Annotated in this window: 22 protein-coding genes; 8 read left to right on the top strand and 14 right to left on the bottom strand. The window is 68.6% G+C overall.

Features of this window, described 5'->3' with window-relative positions:
* Window positions 1-2: 2 nt before the first annotated feature.
* The 5 genes from FNH24_RS14700 to FNH24_RS14680 form a co-directional block, all read right to left on the bottom strand.
* Window positions 3-488, bottom strand: a complete 486-nt coding sequence (locus tag FNH24_RS14700) for a DUF4190 domain-containing protein (protein WP_152362952.1) — start codon at window positions 486-488, stop codon at window positions 3-5.
* A gap of 48 nt (window positions 489-536) precedes the next feature.
* A complete protein-coding gene (locus FNH24_RS14695; protein ID WP_152362951.1) occupies window positions 537-935 on the bottom strand; it encodes a DUF4190 domain-containing protein in 399 nt (132 codons plus the stop codon).
* Between the two features lie 87 nt (window positions 936-1,022).
* Window positions 1,023-1,352 carry a CCC motif membrane protein gene (locus tag FNH24_RS14690; RefSeq protein ID WP_152362950.1) on the bottom strand — a complete coding sequence of 110 codons (330 nt, stop codon included), beginning with the start codon at window positions 1,350-1,352 and terminating at the stop codon, window positions 1,023-1,025.
* 69 nt (window positions 1,353-1,421) lie between these two features.
* On the bottom strand, window positions 1,422-2,189 hold the full coding sequence (locus FNH24_RS14685; RefSeq protein ID WP_152362949.1) for a DUF4190 domain-containing protein: 768 nt from the start codon (window positions 2,187-2,189) through the stop codon (window positions 1,422-1,424).
* A 28-nt stretch (window positions 2,190-2,217) separates the two neighbouring features.
* Window positions 2,218-3,213 carry a malate dehydrogenase gene (locus FNH24_RS14680; RefSeq protein ID WP_152362948.1) on the bottom strand — a complete coding sequence of 332 codons (996 nt, stop codon included), beginning with the start codon at window positions 3,211-3,213 and terminating at the stop codon, window positions 2,218-2,220.
* 123 nt (window positions 3,214-3,336) lie between these two features.
* Between FNH24_RS14680 and FNH24_RS14675 the strand changes: the two genes are divergently transcribed.
* Window positions 3,337-4,368, top strand: a complete 1,032-nt coding sequence (locus FNH24_RS14675) for an SGNH/GDSL hydrolase family protein (RefSeq protein WP_161606139.1) — start codon at window positions 3,337-3,339, stop codon at window positions 4,366-4,368.
* 32 nt (window positions 4,369-4,400) lie between these two features.
* On the opposite strand, the gene FNH24_RS14670 is transcribed toward FNH24_RS14675, so the two are convergent.
* From FNH24_RS14670 to FNH24_RS14645, 6 genes are read right to left on the bottom strand one after another with little or no spacing between them, the layout of a single operon-like run.
* Complete coding sequence (locus tag FNH24_RS14670) at window positions 4,401-6,233, bottom strand: ABC transporter substrate-binding protein (protein WP_152362946.1); 1,833 nt, start codon at window positions 6,231-6,233, stop codon at window positions 4,401-4,403.
* Window positions 6,230-6,451 carry a hypothetical protein gene (locus tag FNH24_RS14665; RefSeq protein WP_152362945.1) on the bottom strand — a complete coding sequence of 74 codons (222 nt, stop codon included), beginning with the start codon at window positions 6,449-6,451 and terminating at the stop codon, window positions 6,230-6,232. The genes FNH24_RS14670 and FNH24_RS14665 overlap by 4 nt, the downstream gene beginning before the upstream one ends.
* A complete protein-coding gene (locus FNH24_RS14660; RefSeq protein WP_217428234.1) occupies window positions 6,444-7,460 on the bottom strand; it encodes an ABC transporter ATP-binding protein in 1,017 nt (338 codons plus the stop codon). The genes FNH24_RS14665 and FNH24_RS14660 overlap by 8 nt, the downstream gene beginning before the upstream one ends.
* Entirely contained in the window at window positions 7,453-8,520 is a 1,068-nt protein-coding gene (locus FNH24_RS14655) for an ABC transporter ATP-binding protein (protein ID WP_152363070.1), read from the bottom strand. Before FNH24_RS14655 ends, FNH24_RS14660 begins: the two co-directional genes overlap by 8 nt.
* Window positions 8,520-9,407, bottom strand: coding sequence for an ABC transporter permease (locus tag FNH24_RS14650; protein ID WP_152362944.1), 888 nt, complete (start codon window positions 9,405-9,407; stop codon window positions 8,520-8,522). Before FNH24_RS14650 ends, FNH24_RS14655 begins: the two co-directional genes overlap by 1 nt.
* Window positions 9,407-10,495 (bottom strand): ABC transporter permease, encoded by a 1,089-nt coding sequence (locus tag FNH24_RS14645; protein WP_170304503.1) that lies wholly within the window; start codon window positions 10,493-10,495, stop codon window positions 9,407-9,409. Before FNH24_RS14645 ends, FNH24_RS14650 begins: the two co-directional genes overlap by 1 nt.
* A 275-nt stretch (window positions 10,496-10,770) precedes the next feature.
* Here FNH24_RS14645 and FNH24_RS14640 point away from each other — a divergent pair, with 275 nt between their 5' ends.
* Window positions 10,771-11,730 (top strand): PDDEXK family nuclease, encoded by a 960-nt coding sequence (locus FNH24_RS14640; RefSeq protein WP_152362943.1) that lies wholly within the window; start codon window positions 10,771-10,773, stop codon window positions 11,728-11,730.
* A 26-nt stretch (window positions 11,731-11,756) separates the two neighbouring features.
* Here the strand turns inward: FNH24_RS14640 and FNH24_RS14635 are convergent, their stop codons facing one another.
* On the bottom strand, window positions 11,757-13,073 hold the full coding sequence (locus FNH24_RS14635; RefSeq protein WP_152362942.1) for a UDP-glucose dehydrogenase family protein: 1,317 nt from the start codon (window positions 13,071-13,073) through the stop codon (window positions 11,757-11,759).
* A gap of 279 nt (window positions 13,074-13,352) precedes the next feature.
* Here FNH24_RS14635 and FNH24_RS14630 point away from each other — a divergent pair, with 279 nt between their 5' ends.
* From FNH24_RS14630 to FNH24_RS14620, 3 genes are read left to right on the top strand one after another with little or no spacing between them, the layout of a single operon-like run.
* Window positions 13,353-14,774, top strand: coding sequence for a hemolysin family protein (locus FNH24_RS14630; RefSeq protein WP_152363068.1), 1,422 nt, complete (start codon window positions 13,353-13,355; stop codon window positions 14,772-14,774).
* Window positions 14,775-14,785: 11 nt separating this feature from the next.
* The gene (trpS, locus tag FNH24_RS14625) at window positions 14,786-15,877 is read left to right on the top strand and encodes a tryptophan--tRNA ligase (RefSeq protein ID WP_152362941.1); all 1,092 of its coding nucleotides are present in this window, start codon (window positions 14,786-14,788) and stop codon (window positions 15,875-15,877) included.
* Between the two features lie 12 nt (window positions 15,878-15,889).
* Window positions 15,890-17,122 (top strand): phosphotransferase, encoded by a 1,233-nt coding sequence (locus tag FNH24_RS14620; RefSeq protein WP_152362940.1) that lies wholly within the window; start codon window positions 15,890-15,892, stop codon window positions 17,120-17,122.
* A 72-nt stretch (window positions 17,123-17,194) separates the two neighbouring features.
* On the opposite strand, the gene FNH24_RS14615 is transcribed toward FNH24_RS14620, so the two are convergent.
* A complete protein-coding gene (locus FNH24_RS14615; protein ID WP_152362939.1) occupies window positions 17,195-17,788 on the bottom strand; it encodes a TetR/AcrR family transcriptional regulator in 594 nt (197 codons plus the stop codon).
* Between the two features lie 71 nt (window positions 17,789-17,859).
* On the opposite strand from FNH24_RS14615, the gene FNH24_RS14610 reads away from it, so the two are divergent.
* Entirely contained in the window at window positions 17,860-19,044 is a 1,185-nt protein-coding gene (locus tag FNH24_RS14610; RefSeq protein WP_217428233.1) for a DUF418 domain-containing protein, read from the top strand.
* On the opposite strand, the gene FNH24_RS14605 is transcribed toward FNH24_RS14610, so the two are convergent.
* Window positions 18,995-19,486 carry a pyridoxamine 5'-phosphate oxidase family protein gene (locus tag FNH24_RS14605; RefSeq protein WP_152362938.1) on the bottom strand — a complete coding sequence of 164 codons (492 nt, stop codon included), beginning with the start codon at window positions 19,484-19,486 and terminating at the stop codon, window positions 18,995-18,997. The two genes, FNH24_RS14610 and FNH24_RS14605, sit on opposite strands and share 50 nt — an antisense overlap.
* Window positions 19,487-19,547: 61 nt before the next feature.
* On the opposite strand from FNH24_RS14605, the gene FNH24_RS14600 reads away from it, so the two are divergent.
* Both FNH24_RS14600 and FNH24_RS14595 read left to right on the top strand, forming a co-directional pair.
* Window positions 19,548-21,464 carry an ABC transporter ATP-binding protein gene (locus FNH24_RS14600; protein ID WP_152362937.1) on the top strand — a complete coding sequence of 639 codons (1,917 nt, stop codon included), beginning with the start codon at window positions 19,548-19,550 and terminating at the stop codon, window positions 21,462-21,464.
* The gene (locus FNH24_RS14595) at window positions 21,464-23,365 is read left to right on the top strand and encodes an ABC transporter ATP-binding protein (RefSeq protein ID WP_152362936.1); all 1,902 of its coding nucleotides are present in this window, start codon (window positions 21,464-21,466) and stop codon (window positions 23,363-23,365) included. Before FNH24_RS14600 ends, FNH24_RS14595 begins: the two co-directional genes overlap by 1 nt.
* The last annotated feature ends 43 nt before the right edge of the window (window positions 23,366-23,408 follow it).

The raw sequence follows: 23,408 nt of genomic DNA, 5'->3' as shown, positions 1-23,408 counted from the left end.
GATCAGAAGTTGGAGGCCCCCATCGCCCCGGCGAAGAGGACCACCATGAAGATGATGTAGATGATCAGGAACGCGATCCCGATGATCGCAAGGATCGACGTCACCATGCCGAGGATCTTGCCGACGTTGATGTTCGACTCGTTGGAGTAGTGGACGCCGCTCGCCGCGATCTCCTTCTGGGCCTTGTTGCCCATGTACCAGGCGATCGCGCCACAGATCCCGGTGACGAAGCCGAGGATGCCGAGGACCAGGATCGTCGTGCCCTGCGGGTGCTCCTGCAGGCCCTGGTACGAGCCGTAGGGCGACGGCTGCTGGTAGGGCGTCGGCTGCTGACCGTACGGCTGCTGCTGACCGTACTGGGGCTGCTGGCCGTACGGCTGCTGCGGCTGCTGCCCGTAGGGCTGCTGCTGGCCGTACTGGGGCTGCTGCCCGTACGGCTCCTGCGGGCCGGGCGGCTCCTGGCCGTACGGCGGGGTGTTCTGGCTCACGATGACTCCATTTCGAGGTGACGAGGCCGAAGTGGCACTAGCGCCAGATTAGGACGCGACGACGCTCATCATCGCCGCAACGTAGACGAGGTAGAAGACGACCTGCACCAGCACCAGTCCGACGGCGACCATGCCGAGGATCGACGTCACCATACCGAGGATCTTGCCGACGTTGATGTTGGACTCGTTGGAGTACCTGATTCCGCTCGCCCGGATCTCCTTCAGGGCCTTGTTGCCCATGTACCAGGCGACGATCCCGCAGGGGAAGACGACGAAGCCGAGGATGCCGAGGATCAGGATGGTGGTGCCCTCGGAATGCTCCGGCAGGGGCTGGAAGGGCGGCCGTCCGTAGGGCTGCGGGTAGGGCTGTGAGCTGACGTACGCGGGCTGGCCGTACTGGGCCGGCTGGCCGTACGCGGGCTGGTTGACGTGCGGCAGCTGACTCATCGGGGATCCGATCGACTCGGGGAAAGACGTTGGGGACGTCCGTGACCGGACGTCCCCAACTGCGATTCGGTTCCCTGACGGGTGGAATCAGCTGCCGACCATCGCGGAGCCGATGCCGATGACGATCATGATGATCCAGTAGACGATGCTGAGGGCACCGAGGATCAGGCCGACGATGCCGAGGATCCGGCCGATGTTGACCTGCTGCCGGTTGTTGTACGCCGCCGGGTTGGCGTCGATCTCGGCGAGGACCGGCTTCGACTGCACCATGGTGACGATGCCGAGGATCAGGCCGATGACGCCACAGGCGAGCACGATCGACAGGATGCCGAGGACAAGGATCTGCGTGCCCTTGGGGTGGGGCTGCGGGACGCCGCCCCCTCCACCGTAGGGGTTCTGGTCGTATGGGTTGCTCATGGCGGTCATTCTTGCGTAAACCGGGGCAGCTTTGCCATGCACGCCACGATTCCGCGCCGACCGCTCTGCTCAGCTGCCCCCGGTGGCGATCATGGCGAAAATGATGACGATGACGTACAGCACCCAGAAAGCCGTCGCCACGATCGCGAGGATGCCCAGGACCCAGCCCGCGGTGACCATCCCGCTGTTGCTGTAGCGGCCCGGTGCGGCCTGGATCTCCTTGCGGGCGCGGGAGGAGATGACGAAGCCGACCACGCCGGCCGGTGGGCAGACGGTGATGCCGAGGATGCCGAGCACCAGCGAGGTGGTGCCCTGCGCGTGCTGCTCGGTGGGGTAGCCGTACGGCGGCGCGGCCCGGTAGTTGTAGCCGCCGGTGTCGTACGGATTGGCCGGGTAGGCCGGCGGTGCCCCGGCGCCGTAGCCCTGGGGCGTGCCGTAGCCCTGATCGGGGGCGGGTGCGGAGGTCGGCGAGCCGTACGGGTCGGCCGGTGCCGCGGCGCCGGCGGGCGGGGCGTACGGGGCCTCGGGGCCGGCGCTCTCCGCGGCGGACGACGACGAACCGGCCGAGTAGTAGCCCGGCGAGTAGGTGCTCGACCCGTACGGGTTGGATGCCGGCGGGTAGGACGTGGCCGGGGACGCATCCGGGGCGGGCCCGCCGGGGTGGCCGACGAACCCGTCGGGCTCAGTCGAGCCCGGATCGGGCACCGGCCCCAGGCCGGCGTCCTCTCCGGCGGCCTCGCGGCTGAACGGGCTCGGCTGGTCGTCGAACCGGCCGGGGCCGCCGGAGTTGGAGTCGTGCTGCCCGCCCGTGGGGCCGCCGGGATGCTGCTCGTTCATGCCGGCAAGCTTAGGGCGTTTCGGTGTCTCAGCCGATCAGGCCGAGCGCCTTCACCGCGTCCCGCTCCTCGGCGAGTTCGGCGACGCTGGCGTCGATCTTGGCCCGGGAGAACTCGTTGATCTCCACTCCCTGGACGATCGTGTACTCGCCGCCCGAGGTGGTCACCGGGAACGAGCTGATCAGGCCCTCCTCGACACCGTACGAGCCGTCGGACGGCACGGCCTGGGAGACCCAGTCGCCGTCCTTGGTGCCGAGCAGCCAGTCCCGGGCGTGCTCGACCGTGGCGTTGGCCGCGCTGGCGGCCGAGCTGGCGCCACGAGCCTCGATGATCGCCGCGCCGCGCTTCTGCACGGTCGGCAGGAAGTCGTTCTCCAGCCAGCTCTGGTCGTTGATCACCTTTGCCGCGTTCTGGCCGGCGATCAAGGTGTTGAACAGGTCCGGATACTGCGTCGCGGAGTGGTTGCCCCAGATCGTCAGGTGCGAGACGTCGCCGACCGAAACCCCTGCCTTGGCAGCGATCTGGGCCTTGGCACGGTTGTGGTCCAGTCGGGTCAGCGCGTTGAACCGGGTGGCCGGGATGTCCGGGGCGTTGTGCTGGGCGATCAACGCGTTGGTGTTTGCCGGGTTGCCGGTGATCAACACCCGCACGTCGTCGGCGGCATGATCGTTCAGCGCCTTGCCCTGGGCGCTGAAGATCGCGCCGTTGGCCTCGAGCAGGTCGCCGCGCTCCATCCCCTTCGACCGCGGCCGGGCGCCGACCAGCAGGGCCAGGTTGACGCCGTCGAAGATCTTGTCCGCGTCGTCGCCGATCTCGACCGAGCTGAGCAGCTCGAACGCGCAGTCGTCCAGCTCCATCACGACGCCCTCCAGCGCCTTCAGCGCCGGGGTGATCTCCAGCAGCCGCAGCTCGACCGGTCGGTCGGGGCCGAAGATCGCGCCACTGGCGATCCGGAACAACAGGCTGTAGCCGATCTGACCTGCGGCACCGGTGACGGCGACCTTGACGGGAGTGCTGGCGGACACGGTGATCTCCTTCGTGGACGTACTGCTGACCTCCGTAGGCTATGGCCCGGCGGCGTGCGCCGCACCCAGGGGTGGCGTGATCGTGATCGCATCCCGGGGCTCGGGATACAGGGGGACGACGACGTGACCGACTGGCAGTGGCATCGGCTCGGAGCACCGGAGGGCAAGGGCTGGCCGGAGGGCGCGACCGAACGCCGCTACGACCGGCTGCCGCGCCATGCCGAGGGCCGGGTGCCGGACCCGGTTTGGGAGTTGAGCCGGCAGTCGAGCTCGCTCTACTCGCGGTTCCGGACCGACGCGACCGAGATCCGCGCCCGCTGGCGGCTGGGGCAGCCCGAGCTGGCGAAGTGGCACATGGCCAACCTCGCGGTCAGCGGTCTCGACCTGTACGGCGACGACGCGACCGGAGCCGGTCCGGTGCTGAGCCGTTGGGTCGGGTCGGCCGGCGCCTCCGGGTTCCCCGAATCCGAGGACTCGCTGGCCGCCGGACTGGATCCGGTCGAGCGGGCGTACACGATCTATTTCGGGCTGTTCAACCGGCTGGAGGAGATTGAGCTCGGGGTGCCGGCCGGTGCGGACTTCGAGCTGCTGCCGCCGGACCCGGCGCGGCCGGTCGTCTATTACGGCACCTCGATCGTGCACGGGGCCGCCGCGTCCCGGCCGGGCATGACGGTGCCGGCACAGCTCGGCCGGCGGTTGGGTCGGCCGGTGATCGGTCTCGGCTTCTCCGGCAACGGGCGGATGGAGGTGGAGCTCGCGGAACTGGTCGGGGAGATCGACGCCGCGCTGTGGATCGTCGACTGCCTGCCCAACATGTCCCCGGAGCAGGTGGCCGAACGGACCGAACCGTTCGTCGCCGCGCTCCGGGAGCTCCGGCCGGCCGGCCCGATCCTGCTGGTCGAGGACCGGACCTTGGCCGGCTCGTGGGCCCGGTCGGCGCAGGCGACGCTGCACCGGGAGCGGCGGGCGGCGCACCGGGAGGGGTTCCGGCGGCTGGTCGAGGCCGGCGTGAAGGACCTGCACTACCTGGCCGGGGATTCCCTGCTCGGCGAAGATCGGGAGGACACGGTCGACGGCTCCCACCCGACCGACCTCGGCTTCACCCGGATGGCCGATCGGCTGGAAGCCGTCGTCGTGCCCCTGCTTGATCAGTGAGCTGCTTGATCAGTGATCAGCTGGATCGGTGATCAGGCGCTGCTCGGCTCCATCTTGCCGAGCAGGATCCACATGATCACGAAGTTGTCGGCGTAGGGCGCGTTCTGCAGGATCGGATCGCCGTCCGGCGGGAACGCCTTGACCCGGGTGCCTTCCAGAGCAGGGTTGTTGCCGTACCGCTCGAACAGCGGGACCATCGGCAGCAACTCGTTGAAGGCGATCGCGATCTTGGTGACGTTGGCCTTCTGCTCGGCCTCGTCCAGCCCGGAGCCTGCCTTGGTGACCGCCTCGGTGAGGTCGATCGGGCCGAACGCCTTGGTCGTCGTCTTCAGCTCGAACGCCATTCCCTTGCCGCCCTGGTTCTTGGCGATCGGGATGTTGTGGGTGAACAGGTCCTGGACGAACGCGAAGTGCGGGTGCGGGTGGTTCGACGCGCCCCAGGCCTGGATGGCGAGCTGGAAGGCGCCCTTGTCGATGTCCACCGGCGCCTGCTTGTCGTCGACGCCGCGCGGGACCACCTTGATCCCGAACGCCGACAGCTGCTCGGCGGCGTTGGTCGCGGCCGCGGACCAGTCGGCGAACGTCTGCGGGAACTGGATCTCGTACTCCGCGGCCTTGCCCTGCGGCGTGGTCCAGGCGTCGCCGTTCTTCTTCCAGCCGGCCTCGGTGAGCAGCGCGGTCGCCTTCTCCGGGTCGAGCTCGTAGGTGTTGAGCTTGCCCTTGTCCTCCGCCGACATCCACTCGTCGATCTGGTTGTCGGAGAAGCCGGCCATGAACTCGACGCCCTTGCCGGACTCGCCGAGGGCCACGGTGCCGTTGGCCTTCCGGTCGATCACGTGCGCGATCGCCTGCCGGGCCCGTGGGTCGGTGAACTCGGTCAGCTTGTCCAGGTTGAACAACAGCGCCGGGCCGGAGTAGACCGGCGGCCGGAGGATCCGGAAGCCGGCCGAGGTGAAGGATCGCTCGGACGCGGTCGGGAACCCGTGGGTCGCGTAGTCGACGTCCTTGCTCTGCACCAGCGGCGTGATCTCCGGCGTCTCACCGTTGTAGATCACGATCTTGGCGAACTTCACCGTGCCGGCGGCGTAACCGGTCTCGTTCTTGATCATGGTGATCTGGGTGTTGGAGACCGATCCGTAGTCGATGTTGTACGGGCCGCTGGCGACGTACTCCTTCGGCACGAACTTCTGGAACTCGGCGCCGAGCTGCTCACCCTCGGGGCTGGACATGTCCTTGCCGCCCGCGATCAGAGCGGCGGCCTTGTCGGACCACTCCTTGTAGACCGAGGTGGCGATGATGTTGCTGCGCAGGATGTAGCGCTCGACCACCGTCGACGGCTGGTTCATGGTGAGCACGAACGTCAGGTCGTCCGGCGCTTCGATCTTGGTCACGTAGTTCCACAGCGACGTCCGCTGGAGGAACTGGCAGTGGAACGTGGTCATGTAGTCCGCCGAGGTGACCGCGGTGCCGTCACTCCACTTCAGGTCCGGCTTGATCTTGATCGTGAACGTGTTGGCGGCCGGGTCGAGGACGTAGCTCTCGGCCAGCAGCAGCTCCCACTTCTTGTCGGCCCAGTAGTACAGGCCGGACGGTAGGCAGATCACGTCGCCCCACGGCGAATCGGTGAGGATCCGGTACGGGACACCGGCGAACGGGACGCCGGCGTTGTTGTAGTTGCCCTCCGGCGGCTGCTTGTACGGCCAGCCGCCGTGGAACTCGCCACCGCCGGCGCCCGGCCCCTGCGGGGTGTTCGGTGCCGCCGGCGCGCAGGCCGACGCCAGGCCACCAGTGCCGGCCACAACGGTGCTCAGGCCGGTCGCCTGCAGCAGCGTGCGCCGCGACAGGGATGGCTTCTGATCGGTCATTTCTCCTCCTCGAGACGAGAACTTCGGTGTTTCGCTGCGTTTCGATTGGTCAGGATGTGCAGGCCAACGGCGACGGCTCCGATGCCGACCCCGATGACCGCTGCGGCCACGGTGATCACGAACTCCGCTGTCCCCGGTCGGACCAGGAACAGCATGATCACCGCGCCGATCGTGATGAAGCAGGCGAGGGAAAGGATCGCCCGGCTGAGGTTAGGCATGGCCGCTCGCTCGGTCCAAGGCCGTGTGCTCCCGGGCCACGATATGGCAGGACACCTGCCGCCGGGGCTCGATCGGGACGAGTTGCGGCTCGGTCGTGTCGCAGGTGCCCGCCTCGAACCGCGGGCAGCGCGGGTGGAAGGTGCAGCCGGTCGGCAGACGCCGCAGGCTGGGGATCTCGGCCGAACGCAAGCCGCCGTCCGGGACCCTGGTCTTGGACAGCTCCGGATCCGGCTCCGGGACGGCAGCGAGCAGGGCCCTGGTGTACGGGTGCTGCGGGTTGTTGATCACGTCCGGGGTCGGTCCGAACTCGACGATCCGGCCCAGATACATCACCGCGATCTTGCCCGACCAGCCGAAATACTTGGCGATCGCCAGGTCGTGGGTGATGAACAGGAAGCCGACCTCGAGGTCGTCCCGGAGCCGGCCGAGCATGTTGAGCATGCCGACCCGGATCGACACGTCGAGCATCGAGGTCGACTCGTCGGCGACGATCAGCTTCGGGTCGAGGGACAGTGCCCGGGCGATCGCGACCCGCTGCCGCTGACCGCCGGACAGCTGGTGCGGGAACTTGTAGAGATAGGACTCGGCCGGATGAAGATCGACCCGTTCCAGCAGCCCGGCGGCGAGCTCGAGGGCGTGCCCGGAGTTCTTGGCGATCTTGTGCTTCAGCAGTGGCGCGGTCAGCGTCTTGTTGATCGAACGGATCGGGTTCAGCGACGCGTACGGATCCTGGTGCACGTACTGGACCGAACGGCGGAAATTGGTGAAGTCGGCCTTGTCCATGCCCCAGATGTCGCGGCCGCGGAACGAGACCGTGCCGTCGGTCGGCTTGTTCAGGCCGGCCGCCATCCGGGCGCTGGTGGTCTTGCCGCAGCCGGACTCGCCGACCAGGCAGAGCACCTCACCCGGATTGACCTCGAAGCTGACGTCGTTCACCGCGGGCACATCGCCGCGCTTGCTCTTGAACACCTGGGAGGCCCCGTCGAGCTTGATCAACGGTTCAGGCACGGGCGATCACCTTCCGTTCGTGCTTGACGTCCTGCCAGCGGATGCAGGCGGCTTCATGATCGCGGCCGCGGCCGCGGGACTCGATCGGCTCCAACTCCGGATCGGTGGTGGCACAGGCCTCGATCGCGTACCGGCAGCGGGGATGGAAGGCGCAACCGGAGGGGAGGGCGGACAGGCTGGGCGGTGAGCCGCCGATCGAGGCCAGCTCGGGCAGATCGCCGGTGACCGGCGGCACGGCGTTGATCAAGCCGGACGTGTAAGGGTGTCGCGGGCGGTAGAAGATGTCGGAGCTGGTGCCGGTCTCGATGATCCGGCCGGCATACATCGTGGCAACCCGGTCGGCCAGCTCGGCCGCCACCCCGAGATCGTGCGAGATGAAGATCATCGCGAACTTGTACTTCTGCCGGAGCTCGGCCAGCACGTCGACGATCGAGCGCTGGGTCAGGATGTCCAGCGCCGTCGTCGGCTCGTCCAGCACCAGCAGCCGGGGCTCGAGCAGCAGGCTCAGGGCGATCAGCACCCGCTGTCGCATCCCGCCGGACAGTTCGTGCGGATAGCTGGACAGCACCCGGCCCGGCTCGAGCCGGACCGCCCGGAGCAACTCGCTGCCCCGCTCGATGATCTCCGCCTTGGACGGTTTACGTCCCTCGGTGTGGGCCCGGAGGGTGTCGCCGATCTGGTCGACGATCCGGAGCACCGGATTGAACGAGTTCATCGCGCCCTGGAAGACCATGGCGGCTTCGCGCCAGCGCCAGCGGCGCAGCGTGCGGCGCTCCAGCCTGACCACGTCGATCTCGCGGCCGCGCTCGTTCCGATAGATCACGCTGCCGGCGGGGATGCTGCCGAGTCGTGGCAATAGCCGGAGCAGACCGAGGCCGAGCGTCGTCTTGCCGCAGCCGGATTCACCGACCAGCGCCAGCGACTGATCGGAGTAGAGGTCGAACGAGACCCCGCGGACGGCGTCGAGCTCGGCGCCGGCGCCGGTGCGGTAGCGCACGACGAGATCTCGGACGGACAGGATCGGCTGATCATGGTCAGTCGGCTCGTACGTTGACATCATCACCGGTCTCTCAGTCGCGGGTTCAGGATCTCTTCCAGCGAACGGGTCAGCATGATCAGCCCGAGTTGCAACAGGACGATCATGGTCACCGGGGCCAGGATGTAGAGGATCGCGTTCTGGTCGAACATCGCCCCCTTGATCCAGGCATCGTTGATCATCAGCCCCCAGTTGGCTCCGGCCAGCGGCGCCAGCCCGAGCAAGTAGAGGCCGACCAGCGCGTAGATCGCGTTGGTCACCGCGATGATGAAGTTGATCAGGATGTAGGACGCCATATTGGGCACGATCTCGATGAACACGACGCGCAGGGTGCCGAGGTCGAGCAGCCGGGCCGCCTCGACGAACTCCCGCTCCTTCAGCGTCAGCACCTGGGCCCGGATGGAGCGCATCAACACCGGCCAGGACAGGGCGCCGATCAGCACCGCCAGGGCGACCGGCGAGTCGAGCCGGAAGAACGCGCCCATCACGGCGAGCAGGACGATCTGCGGGATCGTCATCACGATGTCGGTCAGCTGCAGCATGACTCCGTCGAACCGGCCCCGGAAGTAGGCGGCCAGTGAGCCGATCACGACCGCGATCACCGTCGTCAGCAGCGCGGCCGCGAAGCCGACGAAGATCACCGTCTGGCCGCCGAGCAGGATCTGCTTCAGCGTGTCCTTGCCGCTGCCGTCGGTGCCGAGCGGATGCTCCAGGCTGGGCCCGCCCCAGATCTTGTCCAGGGTGGTCGGGTTGGCCGGATCGACGACCAACGGCGCGATGATCGTCATGCCGACGATCAACGCCACCAGGACGAAGCCGGCGAAGCCGGCCTTGCTCCGGGTCAGTTCCCGGAAGAATCCCTGCACCGCTCGTCCCTTCGGCAGGGAGACCGTGGTGGTGGCCGCGGACATCAGTCCTCCTCTCCCTCGCCGGTGCGGATCCGTGGATCGAGCACGCTGTAGATCAGGTCGGAGACCAGGTTGGCCAGCACGACGGTGATGGTGATCACCAGCAGGATGCCCTGGATCACCGGGTAGTCGCGCGAGTTGATCGAGTCGAACAGGGTGACGCCGATCCCGTCGTAGGCGAAGGTCTTCTCGACGAAGATCGCGCCGCCGACCACGAAGCCGGCCTGGGTGGCGATCTGGGCGACCAGCGGCAGCACGGCGTTGCGGCCGACGTACTGGGTGCCGATCCGGAAGTCGGACAGGCCGCGCGCCCGGGCCACCATGACGTAGTCCTCACCGAGGATCTGGGTGGTGGACGACTTCATCACCAACGCCCAGGTGCCCACCGTGGTGAGGATGTAGGTCAGCATCGGCAGCGTGGCGTGATACATCGCGTCGGAGAAGAACGCGAAGGTGAACTGTGGTTCGACGCCGGGGGAGCTGTGCCCACGCATCTGGGTGAAGTTGATCCACCGGAGCTGGACCGCGCCGATCACCACGATCAAGATCGCCAGCAGGTAGTTGGGGATCGCGTGCAGCACGCTGCCCAGCATGCTCACGGTGTGGTCGATCACGCCGCTGCGGCGATACGCCATGATCATGCCGAGCAGCAGACCGAGCACCACGGAGATCAACAACGCCAGCCCGACGCTGAACAGCGTCCACGGCAGGTGCAGCGCGATCTTCTCCAGCACCGAGGTGCCGGGCGACAGGATCGACATGCCGAAGTCACCGGTGACCACGCCGACCAGGTATTCAAGGTATTGCTGCCACAACGGGGTGCCGGGATCGAAGGTGAACAGCGACGCCGCCTGCGCGGCCGCGGCCTCGTAACTCATCCCGTACATGGCGATCTGAGAGTTGATGTACACATCGACCGGATTGCCGGGCAACAATCTGACCAGGAAGAAAACCCCCGTAGCGACGACCCAAATAACGAAGATCGCTCGAAGGATCCGGCGTAGCACGTAACTGCGCCAGATCCGCAGGTGCAGCGGCGCCGATCGGGCCCGCTGCTCGGGAGCAGTAGTGGTGTCGACTGTCGTAGTCACATCACATCCTTGTCGGTCGAACCTGGAGGTTGCAGCGCCCTTGCGTCGGAAGACTAACTCTGCGCATTCGTGTTCGCTGGAGAACCGCTGCAACCGTATCCGATCATTGATCTCCCTGACACAAGACCGCAACTCCCCCCAACCCCCGACTTGTCAGACTCTCACCACGTCAGGGCGTGGTGAGAGTCTGACAAGTCGAGGTCGGGGGTGGGTTATCCACAGAAATGGGCTTGTGGGGTGGCGATTCCGGGGTATGCGTCGCAGACTCCGGAACCATGTATCCGGGGTTGGAGCGGCACCCAGCCGCAAGGGCCGCCGCCGTGCGTCAGTGCGGCGTGTTGCGGCGCAGTCAGTTGCAGGACCACTGCGTTTCGTGGTCTTACGTTTTCAGTCAGGTGGCCGCACGTCGATGGACATCGATCGGCGACAACGTCGTGCTGCTTCAGAACGCGCCACCGACCAGGGCGCAGTTGATGTGGATCGCGGTGTTGGACGCGGCCGGACCGGTTGCGCTGGGCAGTTACACGGCACTCGAACTGGTGGGATTCCGCAACTTCGCCGTCGAGGCCGAACAGTTGCAGTTGATCGTGACCCGCGGATCCAGAGTGACTCCGCTGCAAGGAGTCCGGGTGCACGAATCGCGCCGGTTGCATCAGGGCGACATCACGGAGGTGCAGGGCCTGCCGTGCACCCGGCCGGCGAGGTCAGCCATCGATGCGGCCGCGTGGCAGCCGTACCCGCGGTTCGCCTGTGCCATGATCGCGGCGACCGTCCAGCAACGCATCGCCACCCCGGCGGAATTCGATCAAGCTCTGCGGGAAGTGGGCCGGGTTCGGCACAAGGCCTACCTTCGCCTCACCGTGCGGGACGCGGAGGGTGGGGCCGAGTCCCTGGGGGAGATTGATCTTGGTCGCACCTGCGAGCGCTACGGGATGGTGCCGCCCCTGCGGCAGACACGCCGGAGGGACGCGTCTGGCCGATGGCGCTATCTGGATGCCGAGTGGTACACGCCGGATGGGGAAATCGTCGTGCTCGAGATCGACGGCAGTCACCATATGGATGCCAACCACTGGGAGGCCGACATGAAGCGGGAGCGTTCGATCGTGGTGAGCCGAAGGCGGGTCCTTCGTGCCACGGCGTACGAGATCCGGCTCGAACCGGAGTCGATCATCGCCGACCTGTTCGCCTTGGGCGTCCCCGACACCCAGAGTTGTCAGACTCTCACCACGCTATGACGTGGTGAGAGTCTGACAAGTCGGGGTTAGAGGGTGGAGGCGCGGCCTATTTGGACCAGCTTCCAGCCGGCTTCGTGCCAGGTGGGAGCGTGCAGCTTGAGGCGGCCGTCGATGATGATCTTGTTGTTGACCAGGGTGCCCAATTGCTCGGGGTCGAGGTAGCGGAACTCCGGCCACTCGGTCAGGTGCAGCACGATGTCGGCGTTGCGGACGGCTTCGGCGACGCTGCCGACCTGGGTGAAACCGTCCCGCTGGGCCAGGTGGGCCTGCGGGTCGTAGACCTCGACGATCGCGCCCCGATCGTGCAGGTGATCGGCCACGGTGAGGGCGGGGGAGTTGCGGGTGTCGTCGGTGCCCGGCTTGAAGGCGGCTCCCAGTACGGCGACCTTCTTGCCGGTCGCGTCACCGCCGACCTGATCGATCGCCAGCTCGGCCAGCTCGACCCGCTGGGTGTCGTTGATCGCCTCGACGCTCTTGATCAGATCGCTCAGCACGTCGACGCCGAGCTCGTCGGCCCGCACCGCCAGGGCCCTGATGTCCTTGGGGAAACAGCCGCCGCCGAAGCCCAGCCCGGGGCTGAGATGTTCGCGGCCGATCCGCTTGTCCAGCCCCAACGCGTCGGCCAGTACGGTGACGTCGCCGCCGGCCACCTGGCACAGCTGGGCCATCGCGTTGATGAAGCTGATCTTGGTCGCCAGGAACGTGTTCGCCGCCTGCTTGATCAACTCCGCGGTGGCCAGGTCGCAGGTGATCACCGGCGTCTCTTCGGTCAGCGGGATCGCGTACACCTGTTCCAGCAGTCGCAGCGCCTGATCGGACTGGACGCCGAAGACGAGCCGGTCCGGGCGCAGCGTGTCGGTCACCGCCATGCTCTCCCGGAGGAACTCCGGCTGCCAGGCCAGCTCGACCGCGTCACCGGCCGGCGCCAACGCGCGGATCCGTTGCTGCAAATCGATCGCGGTGCCGACCGGCACCGTGGAGCGGCCGACGATCAAGGTCGGCCGGGTCAGCTTCGGCGCCAGCGAGCCGATCGCCGCGTGCAGCTGGCTCAGGTCGGCCGAGCCGTCCGCACGGGCCGGCGTGCCGAGCGCGAGGAAGTGCACGTCGGCCCAGTCGGCGATGTCGTCGTAGTCCAGCGTGAAGCGCAGCCGACCGGTCGCGGTGTGCTGCTCCAGCAGCTGTTCCAGGCCGTTCTCGAAGATGTGCGGCTGGCCCGCGTTGAGCTGCTTCACCACCTCGGGGACGATGTCGACGCCGATCACCTGATGGCCGAATTCGGCCATCCCGGCAGCGAGGGTCGAGCCGAGATAGCTCGTCCCGATGACGCTGATTCGCAAAGTCACTCAGCGAGTGTGGCACACCCGCCGGAACAGCAGCAGATCGTCGTTCGGGCCGTCGCCGAGCAGGTCACCGGCCGATTCGGTGCCGATCGACGACACCCGTAACGCTCGGTGCTTCGGCGCAATCCGCCGTCGGCCGGCCGCGGCGACTGTGATTCCGGCGGCCGATCACTAAGGTATTCCCGTGATCAACGAGTCCGCGGCCGACCACGGCCCCGAACCGGGTGCCGAGTCCGGCCCCACCGACGACGGAGATAGCCACAGTACGAGGCAGGTGTGTCCGTGAACGACACCCTGCTCAACATCGTCGTCATCTTCATTTTCATCCTGATCGGTGGCGTCTTCGCGGCCGCCGAGATGGCCCTGGTCTCACTCCGGGACAGCCAGGTCAGGCAGCTCGCGCAACGCAGCAAGAGCGGCCGGACGGTGGCCCGGCTGAGCGAGAACCCGAACCGGTTCCTGTCCGCGGTCCAGATCGGGGTCACCCTGGCCGGCTTCCTGTCCGCGGCCTTCGGCGGCGCGACCCTGGCCGATGATCTTGGTCCGGCGCTGGCCCAGGTGCTGCCGATCTCGGAGGCGGTCGGCGGCACGATCGCGCTGGTCGTAGTGACGATCATCATCTCCTACGTCTCGATCGTGGTCGGCGAGTTGACCGCGAAGCGACTGGCCCTGCAGCGGGCGGAGTCGTTCGCCCTGGTGCTAGGCCCGCTGGTCGACTTCATCGCCCGGCTGGTCCGGCCGGTGATCTGGCTGCTCGGCATTTCCACCGACGGCCTGGTCCGGCTGCTCGGCGGCGACCCCAAGGCCGCTCGGGAGGAGGTCACCGACGAGGAGATCCGGGCCATGGTCAGCACCTCGGTCACGCTCGGTCCGGAGGAGCGGCAGATCGTCGAGGACGTGTTCTCGGCCGGCGATCGGGGCCTGCGCGAGGTGATGGTGCCGCGGACCGAGGTCGACTTCCTGCCCGGTGAGATGACGGTGCACCGGGCGGTCCGGGAGACCGTCGACGCGCCCCGGTCGCGCTATCCGGTCACCGGCCGGTCCGCCGACGACATCCTCGGCTTCATCCACGTCCGGGACCTGTTCCACAGCGATCCGGGCGGTCGGTCCGGGCCGGTCCGGGAGCTGGTCCGGCCGGTGCTGTCGCTGCCGGAGACGGTCCGCGTGCTGCACGCGCTGACCACCATGCGGCGCGAGTCGGCGCATCTGGCGATCGTCGTCGACGAGTACGGGGGCACGGCCGGCATCGTGACGATGGAGGACCTGGTCGAGGAGTTGGTCGGCGACATCACCGACGAGTACGACGTCGTCACCGAGCGGCCGGCCGACAACGGCGGCGAGGTGATGATCGACGGCCTGACCACGCTGGACGACTTCGCCGACCGCTTCGACCTGGCGCTGCCGGACGGGCCGTACGACACGGTGGCCGGGTTCGTCGTGTCCCGGCTGGGCCGGCTGGCCAAGGTCGGGGATCTGCTGGTGGTCACCGGCGAGGTGAACGAGTCCGACGACGAGGACGAGGACGTCGAGCCGGCCCGGTTCGAGTTGCGGGTGGCCGAGCTCGGCGGCCGCCGGGTCACGGCCGTCGCGGTGCGTCGACTGGAGGAGCCGGGAACCCCGGCCGAACCGGGGCCGGCCGAACCGATCGACGAGCGGCGACCGGGGATCGAGCCCGGTTCGCCCGACGCGGCGGCGGGTGCGTAACAATGTCGCTCATGTCGTCTGCCACCGATACCTCGACCGGCGCCGTCAACGAGGGCAGGGCCGGGGCCCGGCCGGACACCCGGACCACGCGGCCGCGGGTGTTGTCCTTGGTCCAGCCGACCGCCGATTCGCTGCATCTGGGCAACTATCTCGGCGCGCTGCGGCAGTGGGTGCCGATGCAGGATGATCATGACGCGTTCTACGGTGTCGCCGACCTGCACGCGCTGACCGTCGAGCAGGACCCGAAGCAGCTCCGGCAGCGTACGCTGCGCAGCGCGGCCCAGCTGATCGCGGCCGGGATCGACCCGGAGAAGTCGACGATCTTCTGCCAGTCCCACGTGCCCGAGCACACCCAGCTGGCCTGGATCCTCAGCTGCCTGACCGGCTTCGGCCAGGCCAACCGGATGACCCAGTTCAAGGACAAGGCGGCCCGCGGCCTGGGCGACCAGGCCAGTGTCGGACTGTTCACGTACCCGGTGCTGATGGCGGCCGACATCCTGATCTATCGCGCCGACCGGGTGCCGGTCGGCGAAGATCAACGGCAGCACCTGGAGCTGACCCGCGATCTGGCCGCTCGGTTCAACCACCGTTACGGTCGTACCTTCGTTGTGCCGGAGCCGCACATCGTGGCGTCGGTCGGCCGGATCGCCGACCTGGCCGATCCGGTCGGCAAGATGAGCAAGTCGGCCTCGTCGCCGGCCGGGATCATCGAGCTGCTCGACGAGCCCAAGATCAACATCAAGAAGATCAAGTCGGCGGTCACCGACTCCGACCGGGAGATCCGCTTCGACGTGGACCAGAAGCCGGGTGTGGCCAATCTGCTGACGATCTTGTCCGCGCTGTCCGGGACGCCGGTCGAGACGCTGGTGGAATCCTTTGCCGGCAAGGGGTACGGCGATCTGAAGGGGGCCGTTGCCGACGCGGTGGCCGAGACCGGTGGCGCCTTCCGAGAGCGCGCGCTGGGACTGATCGAGGAGCGGACCGAGCTGGAGGCGATCTTGGCCGCCGGCGCCGAACGGGCCCGCGAGATCGCCTCGGCCGTCGTGGCCGAAGTGTACGACAAGGTCGGCCTGTTGCCGCCGGCCCAGGGCCGATCGCGCTGACGTGAGCACGACGTGACGAGCGTTGTCGAGGATCCGGACGGATCGGGCCTGCTCACCTCTCCCGAGGTGGAGGACCTGCTGACCGCCGCGGTCGCGCACGGGGGCGGCAGCCTGGTGTCCTGGCAACTTGATCATGTCGACGCCAATCCGCGGCGATCGACGACTGCCACCTACACCGCGACGGTCGACTGGCCGTTCGGCCGGCGGACCGAGGTGCTCGGGGCCAGTGCGCGGGCCGGCGGCCGGTCGACCAGTGACGAGAACGCGGTGATCTTCGCCGATGGTGAGCGCGAGGTCGCGGTCTGGCTCTATCCCCGCGATCCGGAGCTGCCCGGTCTGATCCGGGCGGCGTTCGCCGACGACGTGGCCGAACTGCTGACCAGCCACCAGGTGCTGCCGGCGCCGGTGCTGCCGGGTCAGGTGGAGTTGGAGATGATCGGCTACCGGCCGCGTCGCCGGGCCGTGCTGCGGGCCACGGTGACCACGACGGCCGGGCCGGAGACGTTCTTCATCAAGGTGATGCGGGAGCGGCTGTTCGAGCCGACCGTGCGCCGGCATCAGATGCTGCTTGCGGCCGGGGTGCCCGCGCCGCCGATCGCCGCGGTCACTCCCGATTTCCTGCTGGTGCTGCGGGAACTGCCCGGCCGGCCGCTGGCCTCGGCGATCTTCGACCCGGAGCCGCCGTGCACGGCGGAGCAGTTGATCGGAGTCCTGGATGCGATGCCGGCCGAGGTCGCCGCGCTGAGCCGGCGCAACCCGTGGTCCGACGCGGTCGAGCAGTATTCGACGATGGTGGCGACCGCGCTGCCGTCGCTGGAGTTGCGGCTGCGTTGGCTGACCGAGCAGATCAAGACCGGCCTGGCCGGGATCCCGGTCGGCACCGAACCGACCCACGGTGATTTCCACGAGGGTCAGCTGTTCGTCGCCGGCGGCGCCGTCAGCGGGATCCTCGACATCGACACGATCGGGCCGGGCCGGCGAGCCGACGACCTGGCCTGCCTGCTGGCACACCTGTCGTCGGTGCAACGGATGAGTGCCGAGCAGGCCGGCCGGGTGAGCCGGCTGATCCGGGACTGGGTGCCCGTCTTCGACACCCGGGTCGACCCGGTCGAGTTGCGCCTGCGCGCCGCCGCGGTCGCGATCTCCCTGGCCACCGGCCCGTACCGGGGTCAGGAACCGGCCTGGGAGCACGAGACGACCATGATCATCGACGCCGCCGAGCGTCTCATCCGCAGCATCGGCTGACCCAACACCCCGAGTTGTCAGAACTAGGGCACGCTCTGGCGTGCCCTAGTTCTGACAACTCGGGGTGTTGGGTTACTGGGCGGCGCTCATCACGGCTTCGAGTTGCCAGCGGAGCGTGGCCCGGGCGCGGCGCCGGGTGTAGTGCTCCGGGTCGTGCAGCATGGCCAGGGCGAGGCCGTCGATCAGGGCGGCCAGCGCCTCGGCCCGGGCGGTCGGGGTGCTGAGTTGGGCGTGCTGGAGCATGCCGTGGGCCAGTTGTCGCGGCCCGGCGATCATGGTCTTGGTCATCGGGCGCAGCTCCGGGATCCGCCGCGAGGTCTCGGCGAACGTCAGCCAGAGGATCGTCTCGTCCCGGCGCTCCTGGTCGATCGGCAGGAACTCCTCCAGCAGGTCGACGGCGGCCTCGCGGGGATTCGCCGGCCCCTGGAGAAAGACCTCGGCGTGCCGCTCGATCCGAGTGGTGACCCGCTGCACCATGGCCTCCGCGGCCGCCAGCAGCAGCTCAGTGTGGCTGGGGAAGTAGTAGCGCACCGAGCCGATGTTGAGCTCCGACTCGGCCGCGACGTTGCGCAGCGATGCGGCCTCGATGCCGCGCTCGGTGATCAGCCGGTGCACCGCGCGGATGATCAGGGCCCGCCGCTCGTCCCGGTCGACAAAACGTGGCATGCGGTGATTCTGTCACAGGTGTGCTAGTTTCGTACTGTCACGCATGTGACACTACGAAGGGGGTGGCCGCTGTGGCGGCTCGTGTTTCCGGTCTCGATGTCGCTCGGGGGATCGCCATCCTGGGCACCCTGGGGACCAACATCTGGATGTTCAGCCATCCCGGCGGCCTGCTCGGCCAGCTCGGCGATCCGATCGGCCCCGGCGTGCCGGCCTGGCAGGTGCCGTTCGAGCTGGTGCTGAAACAGGTGGCCAACGGCAAGTTCCTCGGCCTGCTGACCTTGATGTTCGGGATCGGGATGGCAATCCAGTTCGACTCGGCCCGGCGGAAGGGGGCGGCCTGGCCGCACGGCTTCCTCTGGCGGGCGGCCGTGCTGTTCGTCGACGGGATCGTGCACTACCTGTTGGTGGTCGAGTTCGACGTGCTGATGGGCTATGCGGTGACCGGGGCGGTGGTCGCCTTCGTGCTGCTGACCTCACCGGCGGTGCAACGCCGGTGGATGATCATCGCGGCCTCGCTGCACGTGCTCGCCGTCGCTTTCATCACCGCCGGCCTGGTGCTGGATCAGGCGCACATCGGCAGCGTGGTGCTGGAGCCGAATCCGTACCGGACCGGCAGTTGGTGGGATCTCTTCCTGCTCCGGATCGAGATGGTCGATGTCTTCCGGTTCGAGGCTGTCTTCATCCTCGCCTCGAGTGTCGCGCTGTTCCTGCTCGGCGCCCGGCTGTGGCGGGCCGGGGTCTTCCGGCCGGAGGGTGCCCGGCTGCGTCGCACCTTGATCATCATCGGTGCGGTGGCGCTGCCGTTCGACCTGATCCTCGGTTCCGTCTTCGCGCAGGCCTTCTTCGTGGTCCGTTACCTGACTGCCCCGCTGGTCTCGCTCGGGCTGCTGGCGTTGATCGCCGGGTTCACCCTGCGACGGGCGCCGGGCTGGTGGGGTCGCCGGCTGGGCGAGCTCGGCCGGGTGGCGCTGAGCGGCTACGTCGCGCAGAACCTGATCGCCTCGGTCCTCTTCTACGGTTGGGGATTCGGCCTCAACGGCATCGATCCCGCGCTGCGGCTGCCGGTCACCCTGCTGGCCTGGGCGGGAATCGGGGTGATCATCCTGGCCCTGGCGCACCTGTGGCTGCGAAGGTTCTCCCGCGGCCCGTTGGAGGCGGTGACGGCTCGGATCGTGGCGTCCCTTCCGGTGCCGCGACCCGAGCCGGTCAGCCCTTCCGCACCACGCGTTCCGGCTCGCCCGGCTTCCAGATCGTGATCTCCAGTCCGCCGTCGCCGATCTCCACCGACGATGCGCCCCCGATGTCGGCCAGGTAGAAGTGATCGAACTTCTGGCCGCGGAGGTCGAACCCGATGTCGGCGAACAGCCAGTCGGCGAACCGGGCGTGGACCGCCTCGTCCGGCTCGTGGTGGACGGTGCCCCAGAGTTTGGCGTCACCCTCGGCGACGTGGGGGTCGACCGTCGCCGTGTGCAGGGTGAAGCGAGGGTCGCGGCCAAGATCACGGAGCTTGGTCGTGCCGGGCATGCCGCCGATCACCAGCTGCCCTTCGAACATCCGAGGCTCGATCGGACTGATCCGCGGATGGCCGTCGCTGCGCAGCGTGCCCATCAGGCACAGGTTGCCGGTCGCGGCATGGCGGCGGCGGAACACACCGGAGACCCGCGGCGCCTCGTCGGTGAAGTCCTTCCAGGTGGTCATGACGGAACGTTAGCGCATCCAAGACGTTGTCATGACGTCAGTTTGATGTCATCATGGCGCCATGATGATGCGAACTCGGCTGGACCGGCTGTCGGCATCGGCGCGGGGTGTCTTCGCGATCGTCCGGGTGCTGCCTCGGCTGAACCCTCGGCTGGCCACTGTGCTGGCGGTGACGATCCTGCTCAGCGCCGCGTTGCCGGTCGTCGCAGCCGTGCTGACCGGCCTGCTGATCGGGTCCATCCCGGCGGCGGTCGCCGGCGGTACAGGGTCGGCGGCGATGGCCCGGACGGTCTGGTTGTTGGTGGTGATCGGGCTCCTGGTGCTCATCGATCGGGCCGTCGCGCCGATCGCGAAGACCGCGGCGGAAGCCCTCGGGCGGGAGCTGGACAGCCACCTCGCCGAGCGGGTGATGGCCGCGGTCGGCCGACCGGAGGGCATCGCGCACCTCGAGGATCCGGAGACCCTGGACGAGATCCGGATCGCCCGCGGCCTCGGCTCCGATCTCAACCGCGCCGGCCGGGCCGTCGAATCGCTGCCCCGGGCGCTGCCCTCCTGGTTTCGGGCGCTCGGCTCGGCCGGAGTCCTGTTCGCCCTGCAGTGGTGGCTCGGCCTGCTCTGGTTGATCATCTGGCCGGTCTCGCTGGTGCTGATGCAGCGGGAGTACGTCAAGATCGGTGCGGTCGTCTACGGGCAGAGCGCCGCGCTGCGCCGGGCCGAGTATCTGCGTGATCTGGCCCTGTCGGCGGGTCCGGCCAAGGAGGTGCGGATCCTCGGCCTGATGGATTGGCTGATCGCCCGGTTCGACCGGGCCTGGCTGGTGGCGATGCGGCCGGTCTGGCGGGCTCGGCGGCCGCGGCTGTTCGCGGTCGGCGGCGCGGTGCTCGCGATCATCGTCGTGAACACCCTCTCGTACGGGCTGCTGGTCTCGGCCGGGATCGGGCTCGATCCGTTCGCTCCGCTGTCGCTGGCCGCGGTCGCGGTCTTCGTCCAGGCGCTCGCCGGCGCCAATTCGTTCATGGCCTTCGACGACGACAACGCCCACCTGGCGGCCGCCGCGATCCTGGTGCCCAAGGTGCTCGCGATCTCGGATCGGCTCGAGGCCGCGGAGCACGGGCCGACACCGTCGGCGGGCGGCCCGACAGTGGCGTTGGCACGGGTCGCCCGGCGCGAGGTGCCGGTCGAGCTGCCCCGGCGGGAGATCCGGTTCGAGCAGGTGAGCTTCCGCTATCCGAACGCCGAGGCGCCGGCCGTCGACGGGCTCGACCTGGTGGTGCCGGCCGGCCGGTCGCTCGCGGTGGTCGGCCGCAACGGGGCCGGCAAGACCTCACTGGTCAAGCTGCTCAGCGGGTTGTACCGGCCGACCGCCGGCCGGATCCTGGTCGACGGGACCGACCTGCGGGACCTCGACCCGGCAGGCTGGCGATCCCGGTTGGCCGTGCTGTTCCAGGACTTCGCCCGCTATCACCTGACCGTCGCCGACAACATCGCGCTCGGTGCCCCCGAGTTCGCCGGTGATCGGGACCGACTCGAGCTGGCGGCGCAGCGGGCCGGGCTGGAGACGGTGATCGCCGGTCTGCCGGACGGCTGGGACACGGTGCTGTCCCGGGAATACACCGGCGGCACCGACCTGTCCGGCGGGCAGTGGCAGCGGGTGGCGCTGGCCCGGGCCATGTTCGCGGTCCAGGCCGGGGCCCGGGTGCTGGTGCTGGACGAGCCGACCGCGGCGCTCGACGTCCGGGCCGAGGCCGAGCTCTACGACCGGTTCCTGGAACTGACCGAAGGCCTGACCACCTGGCTGATCTCGCACCGGTTCTCCACCGTGCGCCGGGCCGACCGGATCGTCGTCCTGGATCCCGCCCGGGACGGGGCGGGCGGGATCGTCGAGGACGGTGCTCACGACGAGCTCGTGGCGGTCGGCGGCGGCTATGCCCGAATGTTTTCCCTGCAGGCGCAACGATTCTCGGAACGGGGCCGGTGATGATCAAGAACCCGAGTGACGCGGTCGAGGATGATCTTGGCCGGCTGGCGATCCAACGCTGGCTGTGGCCCGGGGGTCGGAAGCCTCGGGTCCGCCGCGAGGGTAGGGTGCGGGCGCGGCTGGCCCGGCTGGCGCAGGCCTATCTGCTCACCATCGGCTTCGGTTTCCGGTCCGCTCCGGCCCAGGCGACCGGCCAGTTGATCACCGGTGTGATCATGGCCCTGGCCGGGCCGGCGCTGGCGTACGGTGGAAAGTTGATCATCGATGCCGTGGCCACTGCCAACCTGTGGCTCGGCCTGATCACCGGCCTGGCCGTCGCCGGGCTGATCGGCCTGAGCCTGGTCAACGTCTTCGTCTACGTCGCCTGTGTCTTCGTCGTGCTGGAGCGGGCCCGGGCGCTGGCCGACCGGCGGCTGATGGAGCTCGCCGGCGGCACCGACGGGATCGCCCACTACGAGCGGTCGGACTATCTGGACCAGATGCAACGGATCCGCGAGGATCGCGACGGGCTCGGCTCGATGGTCAATGCGACGTCCGGCATCGTCCGCGCGGTGGTCGCCCTGATCGCCTCGGCGATCATGCTGGCCGCGGTGCACCCGGCGCTGCTCGGGCTGTTGATCATCGCGGTCGGGTCGGTGCTGGTCGGCCGGCGGAGCACCGACCTGGAGATCGCCGCGACCGAGGAGACCAGCGAGCCCGAGCGCCGGCGACGGCATCTGTTCGAGGTGGGCACCGCGGCCGACACCGGCAAGGAGCTCCGGATCTTCGGCTCGGTGGACGCCCTGATCCGGCGCCATCGCGACGCGGCCGACCGGGTGAACGGCATCCGAGCAGCGGCCGGCTGGCGCGCGACCCGGCTCCGGCTGGTGGATTCGGTGGTGTCGGCGGCCGGCTACATCGGATCGATCGTCGTGGTGATCATGCTCGCGCTGGCCGGCCGGGCCACGCCGGGCGACGTGGTGCTGGTGGTCGGCCTGTCGACCCAGCTCGGCTCGATGGTGATGATCGGCGTCGCGTACGGCACCTCGTTCATCCGCGGTCTGCGCACAGCCGATCGGCTGCTCTGGCTGCAGGACTACGCCGCGACCGCCCGGCACCGCCCCGAACGTCCGGCGGCGATCCCGGAACGGCTGAGCTCCGGCATCACCCTGACCGACGTGTCGTTCGGCTATCCCGGCACGGATCGGGGCGTGCTCGACCGGGTCTCGCTCGACCTGCCGGCCGGTGCGGTGGTGGCTCTGGTCGGCGAGAACGGCGCCGGCAAGACGACCCTGGTCAAGCTGCTGTCCGGCTTCTACCAGCCCGACGCCGGGGCGATCCGGATCGACGGCACCGAGCTGGGTCGCTTCGATCCGGCCGGCTGGCGGCAACGGATCAGCGCCACCTTCCAGGACTTCGTGGCCTTCGAGTTCCTGGCCCGGGAGGCGATCGGGGTCGGTGATCTGGCCCGGATCGACGACCGGGCGGCGATCGAGGACGCGGTGGCTCGAGCCGACGCCGGCCCGGTGGTCGAGGACCTGCCGGATCGGCTGGACACCCAGCTCGGCACGGCCTGGGGCGGCACCGACCTGTCGGGCGGGCAGTGGCAGCGGCTGGCCCTGGCCCGCGGCCTGATCCGGCCGGACCCGCTGCTGGTGATCTTGGACGAGCCGACCGCCGCCCTCGACCCGCAGACCGAGCACGCGCTGTTCGAGCGGTTCACCGCAGCCGCCGGCGACGCCCGCAGCCGCGGCGGCGTGACGCTGCTGGTCTCGCACAGGTTCTCAACCGTCCGGATGGCCGATCTGATCGTCGTGCTGGACCAGGGCCGGATCCGCGAGCTCGGCGACCACGACACCCTGGTCCGCGACGGCGGCCTCTACGCCGAACTGTACGAACTCCAGTCCCGCGCCTACCGCTGACCCAAAACCGCCGACTTGTCAGAACTGAGTGGCCCCCTGGCAC

The sequence above is a fragment of the Microlunatus speluncae genome (assembly GCF_009299835.1).
Taxonomy (GTDB): Bacteria; Actinomycetota; Actinomycetes; order Propionibacteriales; family Propionibacteriaceae; genus Microlunatus; species Microlunatus speluncae.
The sequence above is the reverse complement of the archived record's forward strand: the minus strand, read 5'-3'. Positions and strand labels throughout refer to the sequence as shown.